The 11,924-nt window shown below is 62.2% G+C and carries 10 protein-coding genes; 4 read left to right on the forward strand and 6 right to left on the reverse strand.

Annotated elements, in window-relative coordinates:
- Window positions 1–13 precede the first annotated feature (13 nt).
- From HX786_RS16845 to HX786_RS16855, 3 genes are all read right to left on the reverse strand, one after another.
- Entirely contained in the window at window positions 14–571 is a 558-nt protein-coding gene (locus HX786_RS16845; RefSeq protein ID WP_003217945.1) for a hypothetical protein, read from the reverse strand.
- Window position 572: 1 nt separating this feature from the next.
- Window positions 573–1,019, reverse strand: a complete 447-nt coding sequence (locus HX786_RS16850; protein ID WP_003217947.1) for a hypothetical protein — start codon at window positions 1,017–1,019, stop codon at window positions 573–575.
- A gap of 318 nt (window positions 1,020–1,337) precedes the next feature.
- A complete protein-coding gene (locus tag HX786_RS16855; RefSeq protein ID WP_178912354.1) occupies window positions 1,338–2,333 on the reverse strand; it encodes a FecR family protein in 996 nt (331 codons plus the stop codon).
- 152 nt (window positions 2,334–2,485) lie between these two features.
- Between HX786_RS16855 and HX786_RS16860 the strand changes: the two genes are divergently transcribed.
- The gene (locus HX786_RS16860) at window positions 2,486–2,755 is read left to right on the forward strand and encodes a PepSY domain-containing protein (protein WP_003217951.1); all 270 of its coding nucleotides are present in this window, start codon (window positions 2,486–2,488) and stop codon (window positions 2,753–2,755) included.
- A gap of 41 nt (window positions 2,756–2,796) precedes the next feature.
- On the opposite strand, the gene HX786_RS16865 is transcribed toward HX786_RS16860, so the two are convergent.
- Complete coding sequence (locus HX786_RS16865; RefSeq protein WP_178912355.1) at window positions 2,797–7,911, reverse strand: dermonecrotic toxin domain-containing protein; 5,115 nt, start codon at window positions 7,909–7,911, stop codon at window positions 2,797–2,799.
- A 170-nt stretch (window positions 7,912–8,081) separates the two neighbouring features.
- Here HX786_RS16865 and HX786_RS16870 point away from each other — a divergent pair, with 170 nt between their 5' ends.
- Window positions 8,082–9,119 carry an Ldh family oxidoreductase gene (locus tag HX786_RS16870; RefSeq protein ID WP_177023406.1) on the forward strand — a complete coding sequence of 346 codons (1,038 nt, stop codon included), beginning with the start codon at window positions 8,082–8,084 and terminating at the stop codon, window positions 9,117–9,119.
- 40 nt (window positions 9,120–9,159) lie between these two features.
- Here HX786_RS16870 and HX786_RS16875 read toward each other — a convergent pair whose 3' ends face one another.
- Window positions 9,160–9,480 carry a YqjD family protein gene (locus HX786_RS16875; RefSeq protein ID WP_003217958.1) on the reverse strand — a complete coding sequence of 107 codons (321 nt, stop codon included), beginning with the start codon at window positions 9,478–9,480 and terminating at the stop codon, window positions 9,160–9,162.
- Between the two features lie 178 nt (window positions 9,481–9,658).
- Here HX786_RS16875 and HX786_RS16880 point away from each other — a divergent pair, with 178 nt between their 5' ends.
- Entirely contained in the window at window positions 9,659–9,910 is a 252-nt protein-coding gene (locus HX786_RS16880) for a hypothetical protein (RefSeq protein ID WP_003217960.1), read from the forward strand.
- Here the strand turns inward: HX786_RS16880 and HX786_RS16885 are convergent.
- Window positions 9,885–10,802: a LysR substrate-binding domain-containing protein gene (locus HX786_RS16885; protein ID WP_008432042.1), complete on the reverse strand. Its 918-nt coding sequence runs from the start codon at window positions 10,800–10,802 to the stop codon at window positions 9,885–9,887. The two genes, HX786_RS16880 and HX786_RS16885, sit on opposite strands and share 26 nt — an antisense overlap.
- Window positions 10,803–10,894: 92 nt before the next feature.
- Here HX786_RS16885 and HX786_RS16890 point away from each other — a divergent pair, with 92 nt between their 5' ends.
- Window positions 10,895–11,821, forward strand: coding sequence for a carbon-nitrogen hydrolase family protein (locus HX786_RS16890; RefSeq protein WP_178912356.1), 927 nt, complete (start codon window positions 10,895–10,897; stop codon window positions 11,819–11,821).
- Window positions 11,822–11,924 lie beyond the last annotated feature (103 nt).

Consider the following 11,924-nt stretch of genomic DNA (forward strand, 5'->3'; position numbering starts at 1 on the left):
GAGCTCCAATGAATCATTGGATCTGTACGTTCAGGGCGTTAGCCATGCGGTTCCCCACCCCGGCACTCTGATTCACCTGTACCACTCCACGGCTGCCGGTGAAGGCCTGGTCGCTTGTGACGACCTGGCGGCTGCCAGTGGTAGAGGTGAACCCTGAGTTTGGTGACAGCGCCACGTTCTGTTGCGACATGACGCTGTCGTCGATGCTTTGCGGGCCAGCATTCACGCTGATCCGCACCGCATTGATCATCTGGTTGCTGGCCCCGGCCGACTGGTTGACGCCCAGTACACCGCTGCCATTGCTGAAAGAGCTGCCCTGGATCGCCACCCTGGCGTTCTGGGAGCGATCGGCCGGTGCGCCGCCGATGGTCTGGCTGAGGGCGCCGCCCGCCTGGGAGTTGCTGCCCGCCGAAATCGCGCGGCTGTTGAGCTGTTGTTGCTGATTGCCGGCCGCCTGGTTGATCGAGACGATGCCGTTGTATTGCTTGCCGGAGTTGTCGATCACTGCGCTGTTGTCAGCCATGGCCGCCGAGCAGCCCAGGATCGCCAGGAACAACCAGGAATGGTTCATCTCACTGGCCTCCCATCAGGCTGCCGATATTGTTCAAAGGCGCCATGCCGCGGGAGATTGAGCCATTGATCTGCCCCGAGAGGCTGGAGCCGCCACCATGGCCGGCCGCTGCGCCGCCACCGAGGCCTACGCCACCCCCGTTGTTGGTCAAGCCGGGAAGGTTGCCGCCGGGCAGGATGGCGCGAGTGATGCTGGAGCCGCTGCTGATGTTGGCGTAGTCGTTGTCGCTCAGCTCGCTGGTGGCCCGCAGGATCTGTGGAGAAGAATTGGCATTGACGGTGACCGGGTTGGGGTCGACGCCAGCGGTGCGGCCAGCCATGTGGCCCTGGACGGTGCGCTGAATCACGATCACACCGTCGCCTGCCGCGAGCACCGGGAGGCTCACGCTGGTACTCAGTACACAGCTGATCAGCAGAAGGCTCAACGAGCCTGGATTAAGTGTCTTCACGACGGCATTCCTTATTCTTGGCGCTGACCCTAAACAGCGCTGTCAGGAAGAGAGCAGGAGCTGTGCCGCTTTTGAATTTGGGATGACATTCATGGGGTTATGAGCGCGGGGGATAGAATGCACAGTGGATGTGTTTCAACTGTGAGACAGCGGGCCTTTGTCCAGCCCGCCTGGCAGGTGTCTCAGGGATGAAACACTGCGCGCCGTAAACCCGGCACTCCGCAGCCGGCTGTCAGCTCAGCCGGTGCAAGTGTTTCAAAAATGGACGATTTGACGCAGGCAGCATCCGGGAGGAGGGCGCAGGCCCATGACCCTGGCTCAGCTCTTTGGGGTTTTGCGCGGAATGGAATTGAGCACGGGGTTGCCGTCCTGGTTCTGGGTCAGGTAGACCGGCAGGACCTTGGGCAGGGAGGGGACGAGGTTGGACACCTCGTTGATGTTGTAGATGCCACCAATGCGGATCGCGCCGGTGCCGGCGTCGGCCAGCATCACCGGTTTGCTCAGGTAGCGGTTGATCAACGGCAACGCGTCGGCCAGGGCCAGATTGTCGAGGATCAGCTTGCCGTCACGCCAGGCCAGGGCGGTGTCGCCCGGGGCAATCGGCTGGGCCAGGGGGCTGGCGTCGCCACGGTTGTAACTGGCCTGCATCCCGGGTGACAGGCGCAGGCCGCTGTGGGCGTCGTCGCTGCTCACCAGCACCGAGCCTTGCAGCAGCATCACCCGCACATGGTCTTCGTATTTCCAGACATTGAACTGAGTGCCGGTCACTCGAACCTGGCCGTCCCCGGCGTGGACGATAAACGGATGTTGCGCGTCATGGCTGACCTTGAAAAACGCCTCGCCTTTTTTCAGGGTAACCCGGCGCTGATCCTTGAAGTTGCTGTAGACCAATTCGGTGCCCAGGTTCAGTTCCACCTGGCTGCCGTCGTCAAGGGTGACCTGGCGCAAGCTGTTTTCAGCTTCGTAATGGTTGTACGAACTGGGCAGCCAGCCCGCTTCCCAGCCGGTAAAGGCCGCCAGTGGCAAGGCCACCAGGCATATCGCCGCCGCTACCGCGTAGTTCCTCAAACGGCTGCGAGGTTGTCGTCGCGCCATGACGGGGGCCGGCTCGCTGCGGGGCAAGTGATCGGCGACGTCCCAGATTTCCAGCATCGCGGCGTATTCGAAGGCATGCAGTGGATGCGCATCGTGCCACTGCTCGAAGGCCTGACGCTCCGCCGTCGTGCAATCGCCAGCGTGCAGACGCATGCACCAGTGCGCAGCGGCATCGGTGATGGCGTCATATTCGGCTTCTGATAGGGACTTATCTGTCATTAACTCATCCTGATTTCCGACATTCTAACCTCCACAGCAGGACGGCGAGAACAGCCATCATGGCGAATGCACATCAATTGGAACTAATTCTCGTCTGCAGGGCCCTAAAAAATTCAGGACCGGTAACACTCATTCCCTAATGGAGCACGAAAATGCTTAAGAAAACCTTAGCCGCCGTTGTCGCAACCACCGCCTTGCTCAGTGCTGGAGCCGCCCTGGCGGACAAACCGGGCGCAGGCTGGATCACCATCGAAAAAGCCATCGAGACCGCCAAGACCAAGGCTGGTTACGTCCAGATCTACAAGATCGAAGCCGATAACGATGGCTATTGGGAAGGTGAGGGGCGCAAGGCCGATGGCGTGGTCTATGAGTTCCGCATCGACGGTGAGTCGGGCAATGTGTTGCGCGATCAGAAAGACTGAATGAACTGACGGGTGCGGGCGTTCGGCCCGCACCCTGTCTGTTACGGTGTGGCTTCGGCAATCGAAGGCACGGGGTCCAACTGGCGCCCCAGGGTGGTGATCAGCAAGGTCAGTGAGTCGGCGTTATCCATCTGTGTATTGAACCGCCGCGTCAGGTTGGTTTTGAAAATTCCCCGCGCGTTGCTCAAGTCCACGCCTCCGGTCGTGGCAAGAATCTGCTGCTTGATGTAGTCATCTTCCGGGTCGGTCCCCAGGTCGAATCCGGTAGGCCCCCACGCGTCCGTTGATTTGAACAATTGCCCAACAGGCGTGTTGATCGAGTACGCATTCTCCTGCACGTTGCGCAGCCAGTCCTGAAGATCGCGACCGGCTTGGGTCTGTACTTCAATCAGGTCGGGAAAAGGTGATGTGGAATTGAGGTAGGCGACGTCGGCGGTATTGCTCACGATATGAGTCAACTCATGAATCAAGGTGGTCGCGCGGGCATGGGCTCTTTGGTCGAAGTGATTGATCAGGCGCCCTTCGAAATCGGCCGTAGGGGGGTTGAAGAAGTTTTCAGTGAGGTAGATGCGTCGATCCGGGTCGCCGTCGATGGTAAACGCCCAGTGCCGTTCGGGTTCGGCAATATGCGCACCGGAGACGAAACGCCGGGAATTGAGCGAGTAGAGTGCCGGCTCCAGCGCCTCATCGAGAATGTCGGTCACCGTGTCCATGAGTTTTTGCGCGAGGGTTGGCGGAAATTTGGCCGGGCCGGTGTCGGCGTCTATCGGGATGCCAAAGAAGCGGTTGATGAAGCGATGCACCCGGGTCACGGGCGGATACTGGTGGTCGAGCAGCTTCAGGTTCTGCTGGCAGTTGTGCAGGTAGAAGGTTGCCAGGTCCAGTGCTTCGACGATCGCCTGGGCCCTGGAGGGCGACACACGCCGAATTTCGGCCAGGCCGCGGGCCTCGACGTTCATCACCTGGTCCACGGCTGTCCGCACCTCACGGCGGTCCATCATTGCACTCCACCCGGGGCCGTGGCGGCGAACCGATGCTCTTGGGTCCAGGGTCCATTTGCGGTTGGCATCCAGGCGCACAAACGGTCCTTTGGACCGTGCACTGAAAAGCCGCCAATGGCCTTCGACCTGCCTGGCGCGGTAGACCTTGCCTGCGCACGGCAGGTAATGCCGGTTGTCCGTCGCTGTGTAGACGCCCGTGTTGCCTGCCGTCAGGCCCTCCAGGCTGATGTCGCAGGCTTCGTACGCTTGCAGCCGGGTTCGGGCCCGGGCGGTGACGTCGATGTCGTGCCAGGCACTGGCCGTTTGCGTCGGCGCGGGTTGCGCGGGGGCGGTGCCTGGTGTCGAGGGTTCATCCATCAATGCGCGGATCGAGGCCATTTGCGCGACACCGCCGATGAAGGTTTGCAGCGCCTCGCGCCAGCGGTGTTGCTGCAAGTCTTCGGCAGAGGCCTGGAACAGTTTGTAGCTTTGCCAGATCACCAACGGCACCATCAGCTTGCCCGGCAGCAACGCCTGCGCGTGCTGCAGTCCGCTGCTGAACAAGGCTTTGAGGGTGTCCCAGGCTGACCGGCCGTTGGTCTGGGATTGCTGTTCAAACAGGTTCGAGATCAATCCGATGTTGTCGCGGTACAACTGCTTGAGCGCGTGGCCCTTGATCGGATTGGCCCCCAGGGTGATTTCCGAGGTTCCCCCGACCGTGCTGGCCCAGAGGTGTCTATACGTGGCTTGCTCAGCCTCTGGCAGGCGACCGATCACCCAGTCCTGCAAGGGGCCGGGCAGGTTGAGCCGGCGAATCAAATCCGCCTCGTTGTCGAACTCCTGGAACGCCTGTTGCGGCCCATAGGGCGCATACATCACCAGCGGAGTGCTTTCGGCGGCGCTGATCAAGTAGACCCCAAGGGTCTTGATGGACCGGGCCCCCGCCGTGGCGATCAACTCCAGCGGACGCACTGTCGAGGTCGCGCCCTCGACCGCTGCGCGGGCGAGCGCGTCCGGCATGTCGAGGACCTGTTCGACCAGGCTCAGGCCCGCGGGTGATAACAGTTCCTGCAGCCTCAGCGCGTGGGCATTTTGCAACAGTTGCCAGGGCAGTTGCCGAATAAACCGGCGCTCCCGCACGTCTGCGCCGGGCTTGCCCGGGGTGAGTTTTTCGACCAGGCAAGCCTGGTGGTCCTGCTTGAGGGGCAGGCGCGCGAGGATCTGGCGCACCACAGCAGGTGTCAGGCCGGCGGCTGTGGACTCGACATCGAATGCAGCAGCTTGCTGGCTGACGTGATTGAGGGCGTAGTCCACCAGGTTCTGCCGCTGGCCGGCCAATACCAGCTTGGGCAGGATGTAGACGTCTTGGGGGCGCACGTCATAGGGCTGCAACAAGTCGATGAGCTTGCTGCCGAGATACGCTGGCAGCGGCAGGAAATCGTCAAGGTAGTCCTTGTCGTCCGTGAGGCTGTGGCGGTATTGCTCAAGGATTTCGACATGGCGACGCTGTTGGCTGACAGACGCCATCCCCAGCCAGGCGGGCAGTGATTGTTGTGCCATGAAGGTCTGGGCGATTTGTGAGGCATGGCTCAGGTCGTTGGCAGGCAAGGCCTTTTCCAGCCCCCCGAGACGCTTCAGCAAGGCCTCCCCTGAGAGCGTCAGGGTGAGGCAGTGAGCCCGTTGTGCCCTGTAATGATCAATCCAGGACTGCTGGCAGTGCTGTGCGACCGCGCCGTTGATCAGCATGAACTGACCGAGTGCGCAGGCCTGGTGCGGTTTGAGATAGCGCGGGTCGAGATTGGCCAGTAGCTGCCTGCGAAGGTCCGGGGCGGCCAGTCGTCGTTGCAGTTCTGTCTGCAACTGGCTGACATTGGCGAAACTCTCCAGGCCGCGCGCCGGCGTCCACAGCACGGCCCGGCCTGAGTGGGACGGGGCCAGGCCACCGCGTTCGGTGAGCATCAAGCAATGCGCCAGGGGCACCCGTTGCGTCAGGCCCTCGGGTTCGACGGTCAACGCATAGGCATCCGGGATGAATCCACCCAGGCCCTGGCGCCGGCGGCGATCAGGGTGTTGAAGATCAAACACCGTCTGCACGATCGCCTCATCACGCGCGTCCAGGCTGTTGTTGAGGCGCCTGAGCCTGGCTTCGCCCTGGATCGCCACCGCCATGGCATGGGCCATCGGCGCCTTGAGCTGTTCCAGGTATTCGCGGGGAATATCGGCAATGTTGGAGTGATGAAACTTGACCAGTGCGGCATCGAGCACTGCGTTGGCTTGCGCTATGTCCAGGCCGCCCAGCGGTGTGACAGCCCCATCGCCCTGGCTGGCGTAAAGGCCATAGTGCGGCGTTTGCGGAATCGGCCCGCGCTTGTGTATCAGGCGCGCAAGAAAGTAACTGCGCAGGCTCTGGCTTTCCAGGGGCGCAGTGGCGGGTGTCGCGCTTGCGCTGGCGGCGTAGCGATTGACGTAGATCTTGCCGGGATCGTGGCCAGCCAAGCCGCGGCGGTTGAACTCGGCGGTGAGCGCCTGATTGACGGTGTTGGCCAATGTGGGTTGCGCTCGCACCTGGGTTGCCAGCGTGTCCTGGATATCGGTCATCTGCTTTTGCAGCAGGGCGGCACGTTCGGCGGCCAGCGACACCGGGCGAGTCGGGTCGGCCAGTACCGAATGAGGCGTCCAGCGTCCCGCGGTATCCAGGCCCGGGAGGTGGCTGTCGATCATGTACCGCACATCCAGCGCGTAGTCGAGCAAGGCCGAGGGGTCAATGCCGGCGCGGGTGCGTCGGTACAGGTCGAGTGCGTAGCGTAGGTTCTGTTGCTGCTTGCCGATGATGGTTTCGAGCACCTGCTCAAACAGATTGCCGGCGATGGGAGTGCCGGAAAACTGCGGCGTCTTGAACCCTACAAACAGCGCCCGCTCCTCCAGGGACATCAGGTTGTAGAGGTCGTCTTCATAGCCTGGTGCCTTGACCATGGCCTTGAGGGTGTCCATCAGGTCGTCGTAGGTCCCGAGCACCTGCAGGCCCTTCTCGGGGGTGTAGAGGAAGGTCTGCGAATTGCCGATCATCAAGGTGCTGGCCAGCTCGACGGCGTTGCTCGGCTGCTCCCAGATCTGTACGTTCTCGACGCGCAGCGTCTGGCTGTTCGGGGGGGCCTCGTTCCCCCGGGAAGAATACAGCGCTGCCAATGCCCGGCTTTGCTCCGGACTGATGATGGATTGCTGGCGCTTGAACAGCAGATCCAGTTGCGCATTGGCGGCCATGGCCCGGGCGAACCAGGCCCGACGCGACACGCCCGGTGCGATCTCGCTGTTCCAGAACGTCTCCAGTGCACTGTGCAGGAACGGGATCAGTTGGCCGGCTGCTTGTTTGATCGCGGTTTCCCAACGCTGCGTGTCGCGGGCCTTGGCGTCGGCAGGCCGCTTGGGGTGGAAAAACTCCCGGGTTTGCCCGGCGGGCCAGGCTTGTTCACGGTAGTACAACAGCACCGCGTCATTGAGTTGCAGCGAGTCGAGCCAGCGAGGCACGGTGTACCCAACGGGCTGTATGGCGAAAAAACTCACGTGGGCTTCGCCGGGGCTGAGCCCGGGGAACAGTGGGCGGCAGACGCTTTCGAGCAGTTTTGAAAGCAGGGCGCCGAGGGCGGGCAACTGTTTCAACGCCGCCAGTAGCGCCTGGCGATTATTCTCCTGATAGCGCCTGAGGGTTTTTTCCTGTTCACCCAATACGTCGCCGAGCATGGCCTCCGGTGTCAGTACCAGTCGGTTGTCGAGTAGCGGCGATGGTTGTTGCTGCAAGGGCAGGAAGTACAGCAGTTGCGTGGCGCTGTCCGGGGTTTTCAAGCGCTCGGTCAGTGCTGTCAGCAAGTGGGCGGGGCTGTCGAATTTTTCCAGGCCGCCGTACGGGGTGTAGAGCCAGGCATGTGGGTAGGCGCTGGTTGAACTCATCATGAAGCTGCCGGCCAGTTCGACGGCATTGGCAGTGCTTTTATTCAACCAGATGCGCTGCGCGATCATTGGCGGCGACTGTTGGCGACGGCCTGCATCGCTGGCAAAAAACACCTTGCCGAGAAACTCGATGTCCCTGCTGTCGATGTTCAGCTGGCGCTCACGGTCCAGCGCCCTCCAGCCCACGCGCATGGCTTCGGGGAAAAAATACGGGAGAGGGTTGTGGCTCATCATCCTGATCCTTGAAGAGTTGCGTGCCTGCAACCTATCCAGGCCTGGCGCCACGAGGGGCTAGATATGTCTGGCGCTCCCTGTCGACAGCCATGGGGCAAACCCTGTCTAATCGACGGACCGATTCTTGTACGCTGTTGCCCATTCCAATAATTAAACGGGAGCTTCAGATGTCTGCATCGCCTTTGGATGTCGAGTCTTCATCAGAGCGACTCAGTTATGCGCAATTGACCGACCTGCTGCGCCAGGTGTTTGTCCGCCACGGTACGTCGGCCGATGTGGCCCAGGTGCTGGCCGAGAACTGCGCCAGCGCCGAGCGCGACGGTGCCCACAGCCACGGTGTATTCCGTATCCCCGGTTACGTCTCGACCCTGGCCAGTGGCTGGGTCAACGGCAAGGCGGTGCCCGTGGTCGAGGATGTGGCCAGCGGGTTTGTGCGGGTGGATGCGGCTAACGGCTTCGCCCAGCCCGCGCTGCAAGCCGCCCGTGGGCTGTTGGTGGAAAAGGCCCGCAGTGCCGGGATTGCCTTGCTGGCGATCCATAACTCCCACCACTTCGCGGCGCTTTGGCCGGATGTCGAGCCTTTTGCTGAAGAAGGCCTGGTGGCCTTGAGCGTGGTCAACAGCATGACCTGCGTGGTGCCCCACGGCGCCGACCGCCCGCTGTTCGGCACCAACCCCATTGCCTTCGCCGCGCCCCGCGCCGATGGCCTGCCGATCGTGTTTGACCTGGCCACCAGCGCCATCGCCCATGGCGACGTGCAGATTGCCGCGCGCAAGGGCGAGCGCTTGCCACCCGGCATGGGCGTGGACAGCCTCGGCCAACCGACCCAGGACCCCAAGGCGATCCTCGAAGGCGGCGCGCTGTTGCCGTTTGGCGGGCACAAGGGGTCGGCCCTGTCGATGATGGTCGAGCTGCTGGCCGCGGCCCTCACGGGCGGTAACTTCTCGTTTGAGTTCAACTGGTCCGATCACCCCGGCGCCCGCACCCCATGGACCGGCCAACTGCTGATCGTGATCGACCCGAGCAAGACCGCCGGGCAGAGCTTCGCCGAGCGCAGCCAGGAGCTGGTGCGACAGATGCATGCGGCAGGGTTGCGGCGTTTACCGGGGGATCGGCGCCATCGCACACGGGCGAAGTCGCAGGCAGGCGGAATTGAGATCGAAACGCAGGAATTGAGTCGGTTGCGGGTGTTGGCACAGGCGTGAAGCGAGCTGCGCCCGGGGAGGGCGCAGCCGTTGCATCAGATCAGTTGCGGCGGCCCAGCAACAGGCCGACTACCAGGCCAAACCCGGCGGAAATCGCCACGGTCTGCCATGGGTGGCCACCGATATAGGTTTCGGTGGCATCCACCACCGGCTTGCTGCGCTCGCGCACGTTGGACACCGAGTCCAGCGCCTGCTTGAGCTTGATGGCGACCTGTTCACGCAGGGTTTCACCTTCTTCCCCCACCAGTGACGCGCTGCTTTTGAGCAGCTTGTCCGATTCTTCGATCAGTGCGGTCAGCTCACTGAAGGCTTGGTCCTTGATTTGGTCTTCGACGGCTTGGGCGGCAGATTTGCGAGCCATTGGGTTAACTCCTTGCGGGTGAATGTGGCAATGAATGCGCTTCTTGATGAAGAATGGAGTGTTTGAAGCGGGCAAAAGTTGCAGTTTTTTTCCTGTGGTCAGCTTAGGAGAAATCCAGGCCAGGAAATTTCAACCTACAGTGTAAGATGTCACCTATTTGTGCAGCAGGTAATTCAACATGAGCTTCAATCTGGCCAACAAGCCCCTCGCCGAGCGCGCCGCGCTGGAAGATGAAAAGTCCCGTCTCTACGACCTCTGGCAAAGCAACCTGGGCAAGGCCAAGGGTGAGGCCGCCCGCCTGTTTGGCGAACGCGCCAAGCGCAAGGGCAAATGGGCCGAATGGGTGCGTGCAGAACTGGACGGCATGTCACCGCCGGAGTTCTCGAACATGGTGCGCAGTGAAGTCAATCGCCTGATGGCGGCGAAGTAAAACAAGCCTCGATTGCCTCGCGCACCTTGAGCAGCAACGGATCCAGTTGCGCCTGGGTGCGCCAGCCCAGCTCCACCGGGTAACGCGGCAGCGCCAGCGGGCAAGGCAGCTCCCTCAGTCCGGTCATCTGCGCGATGGCCTGCGCCGCATGGCCGGGGATGGTCGCCACCGCCTGGCTGCCCTTGAGCAGGAACGGCAGCGCCGCGAAGTGCGTGGTCGAGGCACCTACGTGGCGGCTCAGCCCCTGCGCGGCCAGGCCCTCGTCGGTGATCCCGATAAACCCGCCGGATGACACCAGCACATGCTCGCGCCTGACGAACTCGTCGAGGTCGATGGCCTGTTGTCCCGGCGCCAGGCTGTCGGGGTCCACCAGGCACGCGTAATGGCCTTCCCCCAATACCTGCCGGCTCAACCGGCGCTCGGCAAACCCGCCGGCGGTGATTGCCAGGTCCAGGCTGCGGTCGAGCAGGGCGTCGGCAACGATCTGGCTGTGGGTCTGGCGGAACATCAACCGCAGCTTTGGCGCACGCCGGGCAATCTCTTCAATCAGCCGCCGGCCGTAGGCGATTTCGAAATCATCCGATAACCCCACCACCACCGAACGGCCCTGATAGTGATTGCCCTGGGGATCCACCATCGCCAGGCTCTGGCGGCAGCGATCCAGGGCTTCGCTGATCACCGGCTTCAACTGATTGGCCCGCAAGGTGGGCGCCAGGCCCCGGCCGGTACGCACGAACAACTGATCGCCGTACACATCGCGCAAGCGGCGCAGGGCTGCACTGATCGCCGACTGCGTGACGCCAAGGCGCAGGGCGGCACGGCTGGCACTGGATTCGTCGTGCAGGGCCTCGAAGGTTTTCAGCAGGTTGAGATCGACGTTGGCGATATTCATATGGCTCATATCAGTTAGCAGCGAAGCGGGCTTTATTCATGATTGCCGCTGGCCGGAGAATGGGCAACCCCCATTGATACGGAGTGATCGTGATGCCTGTTTCTACCGTGGCTGCGCTGCAAATCGGTTCCTTGCCGGGTGGCAAGGCTGAGACCCTGGAACAGATCCTGTCCTACGAGGACGAAATCCTGCGCAGCGGTGCGCAACTGGTGGTGATGCCGGAAGCGTTGCTCGGGGGTTATCCCAAAGGTGAAGGCTTCGGCACCCAGCTGGGGTATCGCCTGCCTGAAGGGCGCGAGGCCTTTGCGCGGTATTTTGCCAATGCGATTGATGTGCCGGGTGTGGAGACCGAAGCGCTGGCCGGCTTGTCGGCGCGCACCGGGGCGAGCCTGGTGTTGGGCGTGATCGAGCGCAGTGGCAGCACGTTGTATTGCACGGTGCTGTATTTCGAGCCGGTTGGCGGGTTGGTGGCCAGGCATCGCAAATTGATGCCTACCGGCACTGAGCGGCTGATCTGGGGCAAGGGTGATGGTTCGACGTTGCCGGTGGTTGATGCCGCGGTAGGGCGCATCGGTGGCGCCGTGTGCTGGGAGAACATGATGCCGTTGTTGCGCACCGCGATGTACGCCAAGGGTGTGGAAGTGTGGTGCGCGCCGACGGTGGATGAGCGGGAAATGTGGCAGGTGAGCATGCGGCATATTGCCCATGAGGGGCGGTGTTTTGTGGTGAGTGCGTGTCAGGTGCAGGCGTCACCCCAGGCGTTGGGTGTGGAGGTGGCGAACTGGCCGGTGGATCGGCCTCTGATCGCGGGGGGCAGTGTGATTGTCGGGCCCATGGGGGACGTTCTTGCCGGGCCATTGCTCGGTGGGGCGGGGTTGCTGGTGGCGCGGATTGATACGGATGATTTGGTGCGGGCGCGGTATGACTATGATGTGGTTGGGCATTATGCCCGGCCGGATATTTTCGAATTGATCGTGGATGAGCGGGTTAGGGCGGGGGTGCGGTTTATTGTTGACTGAGTACATATCCGTTTCTTCGGTAACGGCGGCTTATGGTTCCGCTCTTACAGCGGCTCACTTTGGAAAAGCCCCAAAGTAAGCAAAGGGCTCTGCCCCGCCTGTC

This window comes from Pseudomonas sp. 21615526 (assembly GCF_013386245.1).
In the GTDB taxonomy this organism is placed as follows: domain Bacteria; phylum Pseudomonadota; class Gammaproteobacteria; order Pseudomonadales; family Pseudomonadaceae; genus Aquipseudomonas.

Excerpts from the sequence above, each read along its gene's own strand:
- HX786_RS16845 (WP_003217945.1), bottom strand. The coding sequence starts at position 571 with ATGAACCATTCCTGGTTGTTCCTGGCGATCCTGGGCTGCTCGGCGGCC.
- HX786_RS16880 (WP_003217960.1), top strand. The coding sequence starts at position 9,659 with ATGAGCTTCAATCTGGCCAACAAGCCCCTCGCCGAGCGCGCCGCGCTG.
- HX786_RS16870 (WP_177023406.1), top strand. The coding sequence starts at position 8,082 with ATGTCTGCATCGCCTTTGGATGTCGAGTCTTCATCAGAGCGACTCAGT.
- HX786_RS16865 (WP_178912355.1), bottom strand. The coding sequence starts at position 7,911 with ATGAGCCACAACCCTCTCCCGTATTTTTTCCCCGAAGCCATGCGCGTG.
- HX786_RS16885 (WP_008432042.1), bottom strand. The coding sequence starts at position 10,802 with ATGAATATCGCCAACGTCGATCTCAACCTGCTGAAAACCTTCGAGGCC.
- HX786_RS16875 (WP_003217958.1), bottom strand. The coding sequence starts at position 9,480 with ATGGCTCGCAAATCTGCCGCCCAAGCCGTCGAAGACCAAATCAAGGAC.
- HX786_RS16860 (WP_003217951.1), top strand. The coding sequence starts at position 2,486 with ATGCTTAAGAAAACCTTAGCCGCCGTTGTCGCAACCACCGCCTTGCTC.
- HX786_RS16855 (WP_178912354.1), bottom strand. The coding sequence starts at position 2,333 with ATGACAGATAAGTCCCTATCAGAAGCCGAATATGACGCCATCACCGAT.
- HX786_RS16890 (WP_178912356.1), top strand. The coding sequence starts at position 10,895 with ATGCCTGTTTCTACCGTGGCTGCGCTGCAAATCGGTTCCTTGCCGGGT.